The organism is Caballeronia sp. LZ001 (assembly GCF_031450875.1).
Classification (GTDB): Bacteria; Pseudomonadota; Gammaproteobacteria; order Burkholderiales; family Burkholderiaceae; genus Caballeronia.
The window spans coordinates 4223440-4238904 of sequence record NZ_JARTVX010000004.1 but is presented as its reverse complement, the minus strand read 5'-3'; the positions used below and the strand labels follow the sequence as shown (position 1 = coordinate 4238904).

12 protein-coding genes and 3 tRNA genes are annotated in these 15465 nt (G+C 61.5%); 6 read left to right on the top strand and 9 right to left on the bottom strand.

The genetic code is table 11. From position 1 onward, the window contains the following. Nucleotides 1-20: 20 nt before the first annotated feature. The gene (locus tag P9292_RS30865) at nt 21-1085 is read right to left on the bottom strand and encodes a glycosyltransferase family 4 protein (protein ID WP_244825773.1); all 1065 of its coding nucleotides are present in this window, start codon (nt 1083-1085) and stop codon (nt 21-23) included. Between the two features lie 866 nt (nt 1086-1951). On the opposite strand from P9292_RS30865, the gene P9292_RS30860 reads away from it, so the two are divergent. After that, the gene (locus P9292_RS30860) at nt 1952-3775 is read left to right on the top strand and encodes an ABC transporter ATP-binding protein (protein ID WP_309962783.1); all 1824 of its coding nucleotides are present in this window, start codon (nt 1952-1954) and stop codon (nt 3773-3775) included. A gap of 89 nt (nt 3776-3864) precedes the next feature. Here P9292_RS30860 and otsA read toward each other — a convergent pair whose 3' ends face one another. Both otsA and otsB read right to left on the bottom strand, forming a co-directional pair. After that, nucleotides 3865-5247, bottom strand: coding sequence for an alpha,alpha-trehalose-phosphate synthase (UDP-forming) (otsA, locus tag P9292_RS30855; protein ID WP_250509294.1), 1383 nt, complete (start codon nt 5245-5247; stop codon nt 3865-3867). Beyond that, a complete protein-coding gene (gene otsB / locus P9292_RS30850) occupies nt 5244-5996 on the bottom strand; it encodes a trehalose-phosphatase (RefSeq protein WP_309962780.1) in 753 nt (250 codons plus the stop codon). Before otsB ends, otsA begins: the two co-directional genes overlap by 4 nt. A gap of 241 nt (nt 5997-6237) precedes the next feature. Here otsB and P9292_RS30845 point away from each other — a divergent pair, with 241 nt between their 5' ends. Then, the gene (locus P9292_RS30845; protein WP_309962777.1) at nt 6238-6837 is read left to right on the top strand and encodes an SCO family protein; all 600 of its coding nucleotides are present in this window, start codon (nt 6238-6240) and stop codon (nt 6835-6837) included. Nucleotides 6838-6854: 17 nt separating this feature from the next. On the opposite strand, the gene P9292_RS30840 is transcribed toward P9292_RS30845, so the two are convergent. The 6 genes from P9292_RS30840 to uvrC all read right to left on the bottom strand — a co-directional run bounded on the left by P9292_RS30840 (nt 6855) and on the right by uvrC (nt 11076). Further along, nucleotides 6855-7340 (bottom strand): GNAT family N-acetyltransferase, encoded by a 486-nt coding sequence (locus P9292_RS30840; RefSeq protein ID WP_244825782.1) that lies wholly within the window; start codon nt 7338-7340, stop codon nt 6855-6857. Between the two features lie 172 nt (nt 7341-7512). After that, nucleotides 7513-7586: transfer RNA gene (locus P9292_RS30835), tRNA-Cys, on the bottom strand. Nucleotides 7587-7663: 77 nt separating this feature from the next. Continuing rightward, nucleotides 7664-7739: transfer RNA gene (locus P9292_RS30830), tRNA-Gly, on the bottom strand. Between the two features lie 101 nt (nt 7740-7840). Beyond that, nucleotides 7841-7916, bottom strand: a tRNA-Gly gene (locus P9292_RS30825). A 188-nt stretch (nt 7917-8104) separates the two neighbouring features. Further along, nucleotides 8105-8701 carry a CDP-diacylglycerol--glycerol-3-phosphate 3-phosphatidyltransferase gene (gene pgsA, locus P9292_RS30820; RefSeq protein WP_244828086.1) on the bottom strand — a complete coding sequence of 199 codons (597 nt, stop codon included), beginning with the start codon at nt 8699-8701 and terminating at the stop codon, nt 8105-8107. 119 nt (nt 8702-8820) lie between these two features. After that, the gene (uvrC, locus tag P9292_RS30815; protein ID WP_309962775.1) at nt 8821-11076 is read right to left on the bottom strand and encodes an excinuclease ABC subunit UvrC; all 2256 of its coding nucleotides are present in this window, start codon (nt 11074-11076) and stop codon (nt 8821-8823) included. A gap of 133 nt (nt 11077-11209) precedes the next feature. Here uvrC and earP point away from each other — a divergent pair, with 133 nt between their 5' ends. The 4 genes from earP (at nt 11210) to P9292_RS30795 (ending at nt 15445) form a co-directional block, all read left to right on the top strand. After that, entirely contained in the window at nt 11210-12391 is a 1182-nt protein-coding gene (gene earP, locus P9292_RS30810; RefSeq protein WP_309962772.1) for an elongation factor P maturation arginine rhamnosyltransferase EarP, read from the top strand. 314 nt (nt 12392-12705) lie between these two features. Continuing rightward, nucleotides 12706-13263, top strand: a complete 558-nt coding sequence (efp, locus tag P9292_RS30805) for an elongation factor P (RefSeq protein WP_086966248.1) — start codon at nt 12706-12708, stop codon at nt 13261-13263. Between the two features lie 262 nt (nt 13264-13525). Then, nucleotides 13526-13870, top strand: a complete 345-nt coding sequence (locus P9292_RS30800; RefSeq protein ID WP_309962770.1) for a BON domain-containing protein — start codon at nt 13526-13528, stop codon at nt 13868-13870. Between the two features lie 189 nt (nt 13871-14059). Beyond that, nucleotides 14060-15445, top strand: a complete 1386-nt coding sequence (locus tag P9292_RS30795) for a sigma-54 dependent transcriptional regulator (protein WP_244825790.1) — start codon at nt 14060-14062, stop codon at nt 15443-15445. Nucleotides 15446-15465 lie beyond the last annotated feature (20 nt).

Sequence of the window (15465 nt, the reverse complement as noted above, 5' to 3'; positions counted from 1 at the left end):
CGAAAACAGCGTGCGAAAACTTAGCCTGCGTTCACTTCGCGCAGCACCGTGCGACGCTTTTGACGCAGCAGTTCCTCGTAGTTTTCGACATAGCGCGCGGCCATGACCTTCGACGAGAAGCGCGTTTCGAACGCCTCACGCACCTTCGCGCGCGACAGCGTGTCGAGACGCTTCACTGCGGCGATCGCCGAGAGTTCGTCTTCGACAACGAAGCCCGACACACCGTTCTCGATCACTTCCGGCACCGAGCCGCGGTTGAACGCGATCACCGGCGTGCCACACGCCATGGCCTCGATCATGACGAGACCGAAGGGCTCCGGCCAGTCGATCGGGAACAGCAGCGCGTGCGCATTGCCGAGGAACTCGGTCTTTTCCGCTTCGCTGATTTCACCGATGTATTCGACATGCGGCAGCGCGAAGAGCGGCTTGATTTCTTCCTCGTAGTAAGCGCGGTCGGCCTTGTCCAGCTTCGCGGCGATCTTGATCTTCATGCCGGCGGCCTGTGCGATACGGATTGCACGGTCCACGCGCTTTTCCGGCGAGATGCGGCCGAGAAACGCCAGGTAGCCGGGCTTGACGTTCGGGATCGGCGTGAGCAGATTTTCCGGCAGGCCGTGATACACCGTCGACAGCCAGTTCGCTTGCGGCAGCGGCTGACGCTGATTGTCGGAAATCGAGACAACCGGCACGTCGTTGAACGTCGAGAAGATCGGCTGCAGTTCCGGCAGATCGAGTCGACCGTGCATGGTCGTCACGAACGGCACCGGCTGACGTGCGAACAGCGAGAACGGGTAATAATCGATATGGAAATGCAGCACGTCGAATTCGTCAGCGCGGCGGCGAACTTCTTCGAGCAGCAGCATGTGCGGCGCCATCGTGTCGCGAATGGTCGGGTCCAGACGCAGCGCTTGCGGCCAGAACGCTTCGAGCTTCGCGGACGTTTGCGAATCACCGCTCGCGAAGAGCGTGACGTCGTGTCCGGCCTCGACGAGAGCCTCGGTCAGATAAGACACCACGCGTTCCGTGCCACCGTAGAGCTTCGGCGGAACAGCCTCGTGGAGGGGCGCGATTTGAGCGATTCGCATGTCGGAAACTCCAAATAAAAAATCAGGCTAAGTACTTCAGTCGTGGACAAGGGGCGAATCGCTCGGCTCGGGCGGGAGCTGCTGCGGTGGATTCACCGCGTTGCAAAGCTGATGCACGAGAAAGAAAAGCGTGGTCGCCGGTCACTTGGGTTTTGCGCGAGACCTTCGAACGGATCGCATCAAAGCAAAAGCGATTCCATGTCTCAAAATAATCCGCACACCAGCAATAAACGCGTAACGGCTTTCGAGGTTGACGACATCCTACAAAAAGCTGTCAAAAAAACTTAGTGAAAACCCGGAGCGAATTATGGAGCTTTTTACAGAGCACGCAGGCAGGCATTTCAACTTATTTACCTTGTTACACGGGGGAAACATTTTGCAAACCCCTGTTTATTAAGGCTGTTCTACATTGGACCCACGCGCTTGAACGATGCACGGGCGACGCCACGCTCTCGATGCTGCGAAGTCGATTTCGACCACCCATCAACCTACGCTGGCGCGACACGTGCTTTGGCATGGCGGTGCCACCGGTCTGAAATCGAACCCGTATAGCGTGGCTGCGGCAGGCGAGCTTAATTTGAGCGCTTGCTCCATCGCAAAAAGTTTCGCAAAGTGCTTACAATGCGCGCCGATGCCGCAAGGCGCTCGGATCGCGGTGGCGCTCGGCCTAGGGTTCGGTCCACTGCGGACGATGTCGAGGCGGCAAAACTGCCGCGCAGCATTAAACGCCCGATTGACGCCTGAGGCTTGAGCGATAGTGGCTACAATTCAGGCAATGGAGACGGCGCCGCGTCGCCGAAACGCTTTTCGCCCGCAAATCCGAAAGCGCAACACACGCTCAACCGCTCTACGACGAAAAAAGACCATTGGACCAACTTACCGTCTCTCAACGTAACGCACACAACGCCAAGCTCGCGAGCTATGCACATCGCCCGCTGGCGTTCCTTCTGCGTTACATACGCCGGCATCCGGTAGCGCATGCCATCGTCCTCTTCAGCGTGTTTGCCGCAGTTGGCTGCGCGCTCGCTTCCCAGTACGCGATCAAACATCTGATCGATGTGCTCGGTCAGGGCCGGGGTCATCCCGGTCCGCTCTGGGGCGCGTTCATGATCCTGGTGGGACTGATCGCCGCCGACAACCTGCTTTGGCGGGTCGGCGGCTGGGCCGGCGCGCACGTGTTCGTGATCGTGACGGGCGACCTGCGCAAGGACTTGTTCTCGTACTTGAGCGGCCATTCGCCGACTTACTTCTCCGAGAAACAGCCCGGCATGCTCGCGAGCCGGATCACGGCGACCTCGAACGCGATCTACACCTCCGAAAACGTGATGGCCTGGAACGTCCTGCCGCCGTGCATCGCGGTGCTGGGCGCGATCATCATGATCGTCGCGGTGAATCCGTTGATGGCGTGCTGCCTCATGGGCGCGTCGCTGATCCTCGCGTTCATTTTGTATCGGCTGGCCAAGCGCGGTTCGGCGCGGCATCACAGCTTCGCGTCGAAGGCCGCTTCGGTGGATGGCGAACTGGTCGACGTGATCGGCAACATGGCGCTCGTGCGCGCGTTCGGCATGACCTTCAACGAGCAAAAGCGTTTCGGCTCGACGGTGAAGGCCGAGATGGTCGCGCGTCAGCAAAGCCTCTTGTACCTGGAAAAGCTGCGCCTCTTCCACGCGGTCGTGACGGCGATTCTCTCCGCCGGGCTGCTCGGCTGGGCACTATGGCTTTGGTCGAAAGGCCAGGCGACGTCGGGCGATATCGTGCTCGTCAGCTCGCTCGGTTTCACGATCCTGCACGGCACGCGCGACCTCGCCGTGGCGCTCGTGGATGTCACGCAGCACGTCGCGCGTCTGGCCGAAGCCGTGCAGACGCTGCTCGAACCGCATGGCATGCCCGACCGTTCCGACGCCACCGAACTCGTGCCACAGGGCGGCCGCGTCGATTTCGATGGCGTCACGTTCGCGTATCCGCGCCGTCGTCCGATTCTCGACAATTTCCATCTGCATATCGAACCGGGCCAGCGAGTCGGTCTGATCGGCAAGTCGGGCGCGGGCAAGTCAACCGTGCTCGCGCTTCTGCAGCGCTTCTACGAGACGCAGAAGGGCAGCATCAAGGTCGATGGCCAGGATATCAACGGCATCACGCAGGACAGCCTGCGACATTCGATTGCGCTCGTGCCGCAGGATATTTCGCTGTTCCATCGCACGGTGTTCGAGAACATTGCGTATGGCCGGCCCGAAGCGACGCGTGAGGAAGTCATGGCGGCCGCACGCGAAGCCCGCTGCACGGACTTCATCGAAGCGATGCCAGAAGGCTTCGATACCATCGTCGGCGATCGCGGCGTGAAGCTGTCGGGCGGTCAGCGTCAACGCATCGCGATCGCGCGCGCGATCCTTAAAAACGCGCCAATTCTCTTGCTCGATGAGGCGACGTCCGCGCTCGACAGTTCATCGGAAGAAGCCATTCAGCAGGCGCTCGACCGGTTGATGGTCGGCCGCACGGTGGTTGCCATTGCGCACCGTTTGTCGACGTTGCAGAACTTCGACCGCATCATCGTGATGAGCGCCGGCAAGGTGATCGACGATGGCTCGCCGCAAGAACTGCGCGACCGGCCGGGGTTGTATCGCGAGTTGCTGTCGAAGCAGCACGGCAAGTTGCCATCCATCGTTGCCACGCCGCATAAGCAGCCGGCCTAAGTTTCGACGACGACGTAAAAAAGCCGCGCTTCCCGGAAGGGAACGCGGCTTATTTCATCTGCTTTGCTTTGGCGTAATCGGTCGCCGCTCTACCCCGCCTTCAAATCCCGCAAAAAGTTATCCCGCCACACGGAAACGTTGTTGTCGCGCAGTTGCGCCATCATCTCCGTATAACGCGCCCGGCGCTCGTCGAGCGGCATTGCAAGCGCGGTGGCGAGTGAATCGGCCATATCGTCGATATCGAGCGGATTCACGATTAGCGCGGCAGTCAGCTCACGCGCAGCGCCAGCGAATTGCGACAACACAAGCACGCCGGGATCGTCCGGGTCTTGCGCCGATACATATTCCTTTGCCACCAGATTCATGCCGTCGCGCAATGGCGTGACGAGGCCGACATGCGCCTCGCGGAACAGCGCCGCGAGCACCGGCCGTTCGTATTGCCGATGGATATAGCGAATGGGCGTCCAGTCCAGCTCGGCGTAACGCCCGTTGATGCGCCCCGACTCCGCTTCGAGTTGCAGGCGAATGTCGCGATAAGCATCGACGTCCGAGCGCGTCGGCGGCGCGATCTGCAAAAACGAAACGTTGTTTCGCTGCTGCGGCCGATGCTCGATCAGACGCTCGAAAGCCCGAAATCGCTCGACCAGACCCTTCGAATAATCGAGCCGATCCACGCTCATCACGAGCTTGCGCTGATGCAGCGTCGCTTTGACGATCTGCACGTCGCGGCCGCTCTCGCCGTGTTTCGCGAGCGCCGCGACTTCGTCGGGATAGACGCCAATCGGATAAGCCGCCGCGCGCGCCGTCTTGCCAAACGCGCTGACCACGACCGGCTTCGCGCCGTCTTTCGCGAGCGTGCCGCCCGCCTCGGTTTCGATGTAATCGCAAAACGCGCGCAGATCGGGCTCAGTTTGGAAACCCAGCAGATCGAAGTCGCACAACGCTTCCACCAGGTTCCGATGACGCGGCACGCTCAATAGAATCTGCGACGCTGGAAACGGTATATGCAGAAAGAACCCGATGCGATTTCGAACGCCCTGCCCCCGCAACGCCTGCGCAAACGGAATGAGGTGATAGTCGTGCACCCAGATCACGTCGTCGGGCTTGAGCAGCGGCGCGAGTTGCGTGGCCAGCCAGCGATTGACGCGGCAATAGCCTTCGTATTCGTTGCGGTCGAACTCGATCAGATCCGGCCGATAGTGAAACGCCGGCCACAACGTCGCGTTGGAAAACCCGCGATAGTACTGATCGTAGTCTTGCCGCGAAAGTCCGATGGTCGCGAACGTCACCGGCCCGTGCTCTTCCAGCTTGATGCTTTCCGGCGGCGCGTCCAGCACGTCGCCGCTCCAGCCGAACCACATGCCGCCGGTTTCCTTGAGTGCGTCGTAGACGCCGACCGCGAGGCCACCCGCGGCCGGGCCGCCTTCGGAGATCGGCGCCACCCGGTTCGAAACGATGATCAGCCGGCTCACGCGTGCTTCCCCGCCGTGCCCGCGATCACTTGCAGCCAGTCGAGCAGCAGTTCGACGGATTCGATTCGCGCGCGCGCCACGGTGTCGCCGGGACCGACTTTGATCGACAGACCGTCGAATTCGTTAACGACCGCGAAGCCTTTCTCGTCCGTAAGATCGTCGCCGATGAAGACGGGCTTGCGTCCCGGGAACGGCGGCTCGCTCATGTACGCGCGCACGGCGCGGCCCTTGTCGACGTCCTTCGGCTTGATCTCGTAGACCATCTTGCCGGGCTGAAGCACGTAGGCATCGGCGTATTGTGCGACGAGCCGCTCGGTGGCCGCACGCGCGGCCGGTTCGCGATCCGGCGCATTGCGATAATGCAGCGCGAGCGCGGCGCCCTTGATTTCGAGCAGCATGCCGGGATTCGCGCTGACGACGCCTTCGAGCGCGTGCTCCATGCGCAAAAGCCGCTCGTCGTTGAAACCAATGCGCTGCACGTCGCCATTCGAATCGCGCCGCTCGGCGCCGTGCATGCCGGCGACGGGCAGATCGGGCATCTGCAAGAACGAATCGATGTTGTCGATACCGCGCCCCGACACAACCGCGACCGCGTTATTGGTGGCGCGTCGCAAGGCGGCGAGAATGTCGGGCACCGAACGCGGCACGAAAATACCATCCGGCGTGGAGGCGAGTTCGACCAGCGTGCCGTCGAAGTCGAAGAAGAAAGCGGTCTCGGCAAGAGACAGGGAATCGGGAAGAATTTGCATCGATCGTTGACCTGTGGTTTGCCTGTGATGGGCGCGTGCGTATCGCATGTTACTGCCGCAGGCTTTCCGTCTGGAAAGGAGCGGATTGACGATCGCATGGCGTCTTGCTTACGGAAGAGCAGGCGCGCGCGGCAAATTGTCTCAAAAATGTGCTTGAAGCTAAATCATGCGCCTCACGCCCATGAAAAGGCGTGTATTTTGCGGGCTTGATACAGCCGTTACAGTCCAAAGCAACCTTTCGATGCCCGCACCCTTCCGCCGCCTGCTTGTGTCCGTTCTGCTCACCGCGCTTGCTGCCTGCTCGCGTCCCGCCGAGCCGTGGCATCTGACCGATGTTTCCGGCCATCTGCCCGATCTCGATTTTTCACTCGTCGATGACAGCGGCGCGCATGTGTCGGGCCAATCGTTGAAAGGCCGCGCGACGCTCGTCTATTTCGGCTATACGCATTGTCCGGATGTGTGCCCGGAAACCATGGCGCGTCTCATGCAGGTTCTGGCGCGCGTGGGGCCTGACGCGGACCAGACGCGCATCGTATTCGTTTCGGTTGATCCCGCGCGCGACACGCCCGCGTTGCTGCGGACTTACGTGCGCGCTTTCGACGGCAAACACGCCGTGGGCATGACGGGCTCGGATCGGCAAATCGAAGCCATCGCGCAGCGGTACCGCGTGGCGTATCAGATGGAGAAGCGCGATCCGAGCGGCGCTTACGAGGTCACGCACAGCTCGGCCGTGTACATCTTCGATCGCGATGGTCACGCGCGCCTGCTTGCCACCGACCGCGATTCCATCGACGCCATTGCAGCCGATCTCAAGCGCGTGATCCACGGGAAGAGTACGTAGGAACGCGCTCGCAGGCGTTATGCGCCGAAGCCGGGACGGCGCATCCACACGTGCGGAATGCCGTCTTCGTCATGTACGCCCGACGACGCGACGAAACCGAACGCGCCATAAAACTTCTGCAGATGGGCTTGCGCGTGCAGACTGATCGGCTGATCCGGCCATTGCGCGATGATGTGATCGAGCGCGCGTTCGAGCATCGCGTTACCGAGTTTGAAGCCGCGAAATTTGACGGTCGTCAGCACGCGGCCAATGCGGACATCGGTTTCGCTTTCTTTCGGGAACCCTGGCAGCAACACACGGAGATAGCCTGCGAGTTGCTCGTCTTCGCCGTAGGCGAGCAAATGCCAGGCATCGACATCGTAGCCGTCGATATCGCCATAAACGCAGTTTTGCTCGACGACGAAGACCGCGCTGCGTGCCGCGAGCATGTCGTAGACCTCGGTCGTCGTGAGATCGTCGAAGCGCTTCCAGCGCCACTGAATGTCGGAGAGTCTGTCGGTCATGGATTTGGCATGCGGCGCGGCGGATGCCGCGCCAATGGAAAGTGCCGCAATTATGCCGCGCCGGCGCCACCCGGCGTATCGGGAGCTTCCTTGCGGCAATCGAGAATCGGCAGAAGCGCCGAAGATCCGACGTTGTAAAAAGAAAAAGCCCTGACGAATCAGGGCTTTTTTTTGGAGGCGCGAACCGGAGTCGAACCGGTCTAAACGGCTTTGCAGGCCGCTGCATAACCGCTTTGCTATCGCGCCATAAGCGGTGTGGTGGTCCCGGCCGAAACGCCGGCAAGTCCACCAAACAAAAAGGGAAGCGTTGCTTCCCCTTTGATTGGAGCGGGAGACGAGGCTCGAACTCGCGACCTCAACCTTGGCAAGGTTGCGCTCTACCAACTGAGCTACTCCCGCATTGATCTTTCCGTGCTGCGTTACTGCTTACACTTGCTTGCTGCTTTTTTCGTTGCCGCTTCGCTTGATACCGCTGCGCTGCATGCCTCGAAACTTGAATCTGGAGCGGGAGACGAGGCTCGAACTCGCGACCTCAACCTTGGCAAGGTTGCGCTCTACCAACTGAGCTACTCCCGCGTTGCTGATGCTTTCTGCCGTCTTCGCGGTGCCTTCAGCTCTTTACTTCCTTGCTGCTGGCGCTGCGTGTTCGACAGAAACGAGATTATGTAGAAGCGAAGAAAAGGTGTCAACTGTTTTTGCGCGCCCTTTTCGTGTTTCGACGCAATTTTTAGCAAACTGAGGAACGGCTGCAAGGAAGGCTCAACTCACAGCATGCCGCCCCGCTCACGAATCTGCGGCCACGCGAGTTTCATGTAGTACAGCATCGACCAAACGGTGAGGAACGCGGCGACATCGATGAGCCACAAGCCCCACACGCGCGTATCGATCACCCATTGCACGCCGGGGATGCGCAACTGCCCATAGAACAGCAGCATAGGAATGGCGACCATCTGACATACGGTCTTGAACTTGCCCAGCGAATTCACCGCGACGCTCTTCGATGCGCCGATCTGCGCCATCCATTCGCGCAGCGCCGAGATCGTGATCTCCCGCCCGACGATCACGAGCGCGATCACCGCGTTCAAGCGCATGAGCTGCACGAGCACGAGCAAAGCGGCCGTCACCATGAGTTTGTCCGCGACCGGGTCGAGAAACGCGCCGAACGCGGACGTCTGATTAAGCTTGCGCGCAAGAAAGCCGTCGAACCAGTCGGTGAGCGCGGCCAGAACGAAGATGACCATGGCGAGCAGATTGCGATGCTCGAGGCTCAACATCATGTCCGGCAAATAGAACACGCCCACGACGAGCGGAATCAGCACGATTCGCAGCCACGTCAGGAAAATTGGTAAGTTGAACGGCATGGACGAGAGCGAGAGCCACATGAAAGGGAGGTGCCATTGTGCCGCGTCGACCCGCCGCTCACAAGGCGGCGGGCCACGCGGCGCGGCCATTGCGAGCCGCGCCGCGCCATGCGTCCGGCTCAATGCAACTGTCGATAAATCTGCTGCGCGAGTGCCAGCGAAATGCCTTCGACGCTCGCCAGATCTTCCACGCTCGCCGCCTGCACGCCGCGCAAACCGCCGAAACGCGACAAGAGCCGCTGACGCCGTTTCGCGCCGACGCCTTCGAGTTCTTCCAGGCGCGACGTTTGCCGCGTCTTGGCCCGCTTGGCGCGCATGCCGGTGATCGCGAAGCGATGCGCTTCGTCGCGAATCTGCGCGACGAGCATCAGCGCGGCGCTTTCCTTGCCGAGTTCGAGCGCGGAACGGCCATCGGCGAAGATCAGCGTTTCGAGCCCGACCTTGCGCCCTTCGCCCTTCGCGACACCCACCAGCATGCCATGATCGAGCCCGAGCTCCGAAAACACCTGGCGCGCGATCTCGACTTGTCCCTTGCCGCCATCGATCAGCACGATATTCGGCAGCGTCCCGCCAGCGGATACGGGCGATGCGGCATCCGGCGTGACGTTGGGATCGGCGGCGTCTTCGGTTTGCAGCGTCGCGGCTTCGTCGCTGGCGTTGGCGGCGGCAAGCGCGACCATTTTCTCGTAGCGGCGCGTGAGCACTTGACGCATGGCGGCGTAATCGTCGCCGGGCGTGATGCCGGTGATGTTGTAGCGCCGATACTCGCCCGACTGCATCTTGTGATGGTGATACACCACGCACGATGCCTGCGTCGCCTCGCCCATGGTGTGACTGATGTCGAAGCACTCGATGCGCAGTTGCGCCAGGTCTTCCATGTCGAGGCTGAGCGTCTCGGCGAGCGAGCGCGTGCGCGCTTGCTGCGAACCTTGTTCCGATAGCAGACGCGCGAGCGCGAGCTTCGCGTTTTGCTCGGCCATGGAGAGCCACACGCGTTTCTGGCCTTGCGGCTGACGCAGTAGCGTGACTTTGTGTCCCGCCTGTTCGTTGAGCAGATCGATGAGCTCGCGGCTCGCGGGCGCGTGGCTCACGACCAGCACCGGCGGGATGCGATTGCCGATGTAGTGCTGTGCCATGAACGCTTCGAGCACTTCGGCTTCGAGGGCGCCTTCGCGGGATGTTGCGGTGGCTTCGATGGCGTCTTCCGAGTCGAGCTCTTCGTTGGCATCGAGTGCGTCGTTGGCTTGCGTTTCGTCGTTGGCCTCGGTTGCATCGGCGGCGGGCGTCATGTTGTCGGCTGTGCGCGCGTCGTTGGCTTCGAGCACACCGCCGCCGTCCATTGCATCGTCCGCTCCGGCGACACGCGCAAGCACCGCGACACTCGCACGAGCGGCACCCGATTCGCTCAATGCTTCCGTCGCTCCGACCGCGTCCGGCGCCTGCTCTTCCAGGTCATCCCCAAGCGCATCCTCATCGCCCAGCGCGATCGCGCTTTCGACATGCGCCGGAAAATACGCCTTGTCGCCGAGATGCCGGCCGCCGCGCACCATCGCCAGATTCACGCACACCTTGCCGCCGAGCGCCACGACCGCGAGGATATCGACGTCGCTCTCGCCGCCGACTTCGATCGCCTGCTGATGCAGCACCGTCGACAGCGAACTCATCTGATTGCGCACGGCCGCCGCCTGCTCGAAGCGCAGATCGGCGGCGAAGGCGTGCATCTTCTGCTCGAGTTCCTTCATCACTTCGCCCTGCCGGCCGAGCAAAAAACGCGACGCGTTCGATACATCGCGCGCGTAGTCCTCTTCGTTGATGAGTCCCGTGCACGGCGCCGTGCAGCGCCCGATCTGATGCAACAGACACGGCCGCGTGCGATTGCTGAAGACCGAGTCTTCGCACGTGCGCAGCTGAAAGACGCGCTGCAGAATCTGGATGCTCTCGCGCACGGCCCACGCGCTCGGGAACGGCCCGAAATACTGGTTCTTCTTGTCAACCGAGCCGCGGTAGTACGCCATGCGCGGAAACTTGTGCCCGGTCAGCTTGAGGAACGGATAGGACTTGTCGTCGCGAAAAAGAATGTTGTAGCGCGGCGCCAGCGCCTTGATCAGATTGTTTTCGAGCAGCAACGCTTCCGCTTCCGAGCGCGTCACGGTTGTCTCGATCTTGCGGATGCGCGTCACCATCATCGCGATGCGCGGCGAGTGCAGCGTCTTCGTGAAGTAGCTCGACACGCGCTTCTTCAGATTGCGCGCCTTGCCGACGTAGAGCACCTTGCCGTCGCCGTCGTAATAGCGGTAGACGCCCGGCAGATTCGGCAATTGCCTGAGCGTTTTCTTCGGGTCGAAATCAGGTGCGGGAGCGTCGTTGTCAGTCATGCAGCGAGTAAGCGTGGAGCGCGAGGAGGCATCGGCACGGCGCGAGGACGCTTTACGTCCGGGCGCGACCGGTATCTTAGAATCGCCAGTTTAGAACATTACGCCGCCGTCCCGCCGGCCGCCTTCAACGCCCATGTCAACGACACATCATCGGCAGCAAGCCGGCCACGAGCCCCACGGCCAGCTCGCTTGCGACATCTTCTGCGCGGTCGTCGACAATTTCGGCGACGTCGGCGTGTGCTGGCGGCTCGCGCGCCAGTTGCGCCGCGAGCACGGCTGGCGTGTGCGGCTGCTGGTCGATGATCTCAAGGTTTTCCACGCACTGTGCCCGGAAATCGATGTCGCGCTCGCGCGGCAGGAAGCGGCGGGCGTCGTCGTCGAACACTGGCGCGATCCGGCGCACGCGGGCGATACGCTTCAGATCGCCGATGTCGTGATCGAAGCGTTCGCCTGCGAAATCCCGCACGCGTATATCGCCGCGATGGCGCGTCGCGCGCGCAAACCCGTGTGGATCAACCTCGAATACCTGAGCGGCGAAGACTGGGTCGCGGACTTTCATATGCGGCCGTCGCCTCATCCGCGCTATCCGCTCGACAAGAGCTTCTTCTTTCCCGGACTCGGCGCGGGAACCGGCGGCGTCATCAAGGAACGCGATCTGGACCAAGCGCGCCAGCGTTTCGACGCGTCCGCCTGGTGGCGCGAGCGCGTGGGCATCGAAAAGCCCGCGCCCGATCGGACGGTCGTCTCGCTCTTCGCCTACGAAAATCCCGCCGTCGATACCCTCCTCGCTCAATGGCGCGACGGCGACGCGCCCGTCACCTTGCTCGTGCCCGAGGGCCGCATCTCCGGCGCGCTTGCGCGTTTTTTTGGACTGACGGGCTTTGCGGCGGGCGCATCGGCGCGGGCGGGCGCGCTGGAAGCACACGCGCTCGGCTTCGTCGAACAACCGCGCTTCGACGAGCTTTTATGGGCCGCGGACATCAACTTCGTGCGCGGCGAAGACTCGTTCGTGCGCGCGCAATGGGCGCAAAAGCCGTTCGTATGGCACATCTATCCGCAATCCGACGACGCCCATCTGCCCAAACTCGACGCGGCGCTCGACCATTACACGCAGCAGCTTTGCGCCGACGCGCGCGGCGCGGCGCATCGCTTCTGGCATGCCTGGAACGGCGTTGGCACGGTGGACTGGGCGGACTTCTGGGCGCATCGGCGCGAATTCGAGGCGCGCGCGCGGCAATGGGCGGCCGAACTCGCTCAAGTCGGCGATCTCGCCAGCAATCTCGTCGCGCACGCCACTGAGCGGATGGCGAAATAACGTCTACCGAAGGCGTCGCGCTGCCTCCAATCCAGTGGCCAAATCGGCAAAAACTCAGTTAAAATAAGCGGTTATCCGAGGGACGGCATTGTTCAGCCAAAAGATTTCGCACCCTACGCCTTACGCTTGGGTTCGGAAACCGAAGCCCTGAACGCCGATCAGAAAAAAGCCGGAACCTCGTAGCACAGAATTCTCGCGCGGTGGCCCGCGTTCGGACCTTACGGTCGAACACGCGACGCAACACAAAGACACCGCTGCCGATTTATTCATTCCGCAGCAATTCAAGCCAAACATTCGTACAGGACTAGTTTTTTATGAAGACCGCACAAGAACTCCGCGTCGGCAACGTCGTCATGATCGGCAGCGATGCCATGGTCGTTCAACGCGCCGAGTACAACAAATCGGGCCGTAACTCCGCGGTCGTGAAGATGAAGTTCAAGAACCTGCTGACGGCCGCAGGCATGGAAACCGTCTACAAGGCGGACGACAAGTTCGACGTCGTCGTGCTGGATCGCAAGGAAGTGACGTACTCGTACTTCGCTGATCCCATGTACGTTTTCATGGACGCCGACTACAACCAGTTCGAAGTCGAAGCCGAAATGATGGGCGACGCGCTCAACTACCTCGAAGACGGCATGACTTGCGAAGTCGTGTTCTACAACGAGAAGGCCATCTCGGTTGAACTGCCGACCACGCTGGTTCGTGAAATCATCTACACGGAACCGGCCGTCAAGGGCGACACGTCGTCGGGCAAGGTGCTCAAGACCGCCAAGCTCAACACCGGATTCGAACTGCAAGTGCCGCTCTTCTGCAACATCGGCGACAAGATCGAAATCGACACCCGCACCAATGAATACCGCAGCCGCGCGTAAGCCACGCCCGGAACTGCTCGCGGCAATGACGTTTTAAGCGTCGTTTTACACCGCACAAGAAAGCGCCCCTTCGCGGGCGCTTTTTCTTTTGCGTGAAGTTTTTGACAAATTCAGGCAAACTTTACCGGTCGCGACCTAATTAAGCGATTAGCGACCGGCCGCAGAGGCTCATCGGCGCTTGATTCGTAAGGATGTAGTCCAAAACTTACGTGGTGGCACGCTTTCTGCTCCGTCCGCTTAATACGGACTTAACAATAACGACATGCGTAAAAAGCCCATCATCAGCAGTCATCTGCTGCTCGCCGCGATGCTCGCGCTGCCCGTTTTCGCACTCACGGCGGGTTGCCAGTCGACATCGTCGCGCGAAGCGGCAGGCGACTATGCATCCGACGCTTCGGTGACGGCTCGCGTGAAGGCCGCATTGATCGCGGAGCCGGGGTTCAGATCGCTCGTGGTAAGCGTGGCGACGTATCGCGGCGTCGTGCTGTTGTCCGGGTATGTCAATTCGGAGGATCAGATCCAGAAGGCAATCTCGATCACCCGCAGCGTGTCGGGCGTGCAATCCGTCAATAACGATCTGCGCGTCAAGACGCAACAGTCGCAATAGCCGCAACAGTCGCAATAACGAGAACCAAGAAGAAAGCGCAGGACGAACAAACGCAGCGGGACCTGTACGCAGCACGCCGGAAAAGGGCGCGCATATCCCGCCCATGACGTGCCGGAGCCCTCGCATCGCTTCGAAGGCCATGCTTGCGGCGACGGCGAATCACAGTCCATTTAATACGTTGTGTCCGCCATGCCACACGCACTGATTGTCGAAGACGATCCCAATAGCTTGTCCGGCCTGTCCGCGATCCTGACGGCCGACGACTTCACCGTCGACACCGCGACGACGCTTGCAGAAGCGCGCGCTGCCTTGTCGCGTTCCATTCCCGATGTCGTGCTCATCGACTTGAATCTGCCGGACGGAAGCGGTCTCGACCTGCTGCCGAGCCTGCCTTCTCATGCGCCCGACGGCGCGCTGCCCGTGATCGTGATGACCGGCAACGCAACCGTCGAAAGCGCGATCGAAGGCCTGCGCCACGGCATCTGGGACTATCTGCTCAAGCCGGTCAACATTCCACGCTTGCGCAGCCTTCTCGCGCGCATTCCGCGTCCATACGAGCTGACCGAGGAAGTGCAGGCCCTGCGTTCGACACTGCGCGAACTCGGCCACTTCGGCGAGATGCTCGGGCGCAGCGCGGCCATGCAGCATGTCTACGATCTCATCGAACATACCGCGCCAACCGAAGCCGCCGTGCTGATTTGCGGCGAAGCGGGCACGGGCAAGAAGATCGCGGCGCGCACGATTCACGAACTGAGCCGCCGTCGCAAGGGGCCGTTCGTCACGTTCGATTGCTCGGCGGCGCGCGATGGCGCGCATCGTTCGATGGAAAGCGTGCTGTTCGGCCACGAGCGCAACGCGTTCGCGGGCGCGGAGAATCGCGAGCCGGGGCTGCTCGAGCAATCGGGTGGCGGCACGCTGTTCCTCGATCAGATCGATTCCCTTCCCGCCGCCCAACAAGAAGCGCTGTTACGCGCGCTCGACTCGCAGACCTTCATGCGCGTGGGCGGCAGCAACCGCATCATGACGGACTTCCGCTTGATCGCGGCGTCGCGCACGCCGATCCGCGATGCCGTTGCGAACGGCGCGTTGCGCGAAGATCTGTTCCAGCGTCTTGCGGGTTCGTCGATCAATCTGCCGCCGCTGCGCGAACGCGACGACGACATCGCGCTGGTCGCCGAGCAATTCGTCGACGAGCTGAATCGCGAGAACCATATCGCGGGCATCACGAGCGGGTCGCCTAAACGCATCAGCCCTGCGTTCCTGCGGGAATGTATCGCGAACGAATGGCCGGGCAACGTGCGCGAGTTGCGCGAACGCGTGCGCCGGGCATATCACGCGTCGGGCGAAACGATCGAAACCTTGCGCGCCGATGAACAAGGCGGCAGCGGTCGCGGTCTGAACGGCAGCAGCGTGCAGGTGACGGTTGGCACCGCGCTCGCCGATGTCGAAGACATGCTGATTCGCGCGACGCTCGAAGCGGTTGGTGGCACGCGGCATCGGGCAGCGACGCTGCTTGGCATCAGCCCGAAGACGCTTTACAACAAGTTGCAAAGGATGAAGCTGGAATCGTCCTAATGGTGGGCGCCGCCGGGCAA

Excerpts from the sequence above, each read along its gene's own strand:
- uvrC (WP_309962775.1), bottom strand. The coding sequence starts at position 11,076 with ATGACTGACAACGACGCTCCCGCACCTGATTTCGACCCGAAGAAAACG.
- pgsA (WP_244828086.1), bottom strand. The coding sequence starts at position 8,701 with ATGCCGTTCAACTTACCAATTTTCCTGACGTGGCTGCGAATCGTGCTG.
- P9292_RS30840 (WP_244825782.1), bottom strand. The coding sequence starts at position 7,340 with ATGACCGACAGACTCTCCGACATTCAGTGGCGCTGGAAGCGCTTCGAC.
- P9292_RS30795 (WP_244825790.1), top strand. The coding sequence starts at position 14,060 with ATGCCACACGCACTGATTGTCGAAGACGATCCCAATAGCTTGTCCGGC.
- P9292_RS30845 (WP_309962777.1), top strand. The coding sequence starts at position 6,238 with ATGCCCGCACCCTTCCGCCGCCTGCTTGTGTCCGTTCTGCTCACCGCG.
- P9292_RS30800 (WP_309962770.1), top strand. The coding sequence starts at position 13,526 with ATGCGTAAAAAGCCCATCATCAGCAGTCATCTGCTGCTCGCCGCGATG.
- efp (WP_086966248.1), top strand. The coding sequence starts at position 12,706 with ATGAAGACCGCACAAGAACTCCGCGTCGGCAACGTCGTCATGATCGGC.
- earP (WP_309962772.1), top strand. The coding sequence starts at position 11,210 with ATGTCAACGACACATCATCGGCAGCAAGCCGGCCACGAGCCCCACGGC.
- P9292_RS30865 (WP_244825773.1), bottom strand. The coding sequence starts at position 1,085 with ATGCGAATCGCTCAAATCGCGCCCCTCCACGAGGCTGTTCCGCCGAAG.
- otsB (WP_309962780.1), bottom strand. The coding sequence starts at position 5,996 with ATGCAAATTCTTCCCGATTCCCTGTCTCTTGCCGAGACCGCTTTCTTC.